The organism is Geobacillus sp. DSP4a (genome assembly GCF_013096875.1).
Lineage (GTDB): Bacteria > Bacillota > Bacilli > Bacillales > Anoxybacillaceae > Geobacillus > Geobacillus thermophilus.
Window position 1 is genome coordinate 1 of sequence record NZ_SDLD01000164.1, and the last position, 700, is coordinate 700.

A 700-nucleotide genomic window follows, 5' to 3' on the forward strand; every position below is an offset into this window, starting at 1 on the left:
CTACAACTTTGGGGACAAAGGGTACATCAGCCACGCTCTTCGAGAAAAGCTGTACGAAGAACACCAAGCCGCGTTCTGGACACCGTCTCGACACAATCAAAAGCACGGCCCATCCAAGGCATGGGAAAAATGGATCAGGAAAAAACGCAAAGTCATCGAGACGGTGTTTTCGATTCTCGTAGACCAATACCGGATCACCGACATTCGAGCGAATTCCATGGCCGGGTTTGAAGTGGCACTCGATGGCATCTTGTTGGCTTATTCCTTGGTCACACTAGGGCTGGTTGAGCGCTGACACTCAACTAGCACCACGGGTATCTTTATATTTTTGTTTAATTGTTTTTTTCATCGTCTTTGGCGAGGAGACCCCCACTTCAACGACCAAAGGGAGTAAGTGGGGGAGGAATCGCTTTTTTTGTTTTTGTATCACTAAAAAATATGATATAATATATTATATAACTGTAGATGAGCATTTTTCATTACAATAATTTCCATGGTTAGAGAGACAAACAGGGTACCCCTTACGCGATACGGAGCTGTTTTTTGATCACATCAATGGGAATATCTTGCTTTGCAGCGTCATAAATGAACTCGACGACGCTGTGGTCTTTCCGCGACCGAAGAAGCTCCAGCCCGGTGGAGAGGTTTTGTCGGGATTCGGCGATGCTGTACACGCAGGCCAACAGCACCACCGCCCAAT

1 protein-coding gene and 1 pseudogene are annotated in these 700 nt (G+C 46.6%); one reads left to right on the forward strand and one right to left on the reverse strand.

Annotated elements, in window-relative coordinates; genetic code table 11:
- Nucleotides 1–295 (forward strand): transposase (locus tag ETC02_RS16815; RefSeq protein ID WP_171698463.1); only part of this gene is annotated, 295 nt, incomplete at its 5' end.
- Nucleotides 296–521: 226 nt separating this feature from the next.
- On the opposite strand, the pseudogene ETC02_RS16820 reads toward ETC02_RS16815, so the two are convergent.
- A pseudogene (locus ETC02_RS16820) lies at nt 522–700 on the reverse strand (IS701 family transposase); the annotation flags it as partial.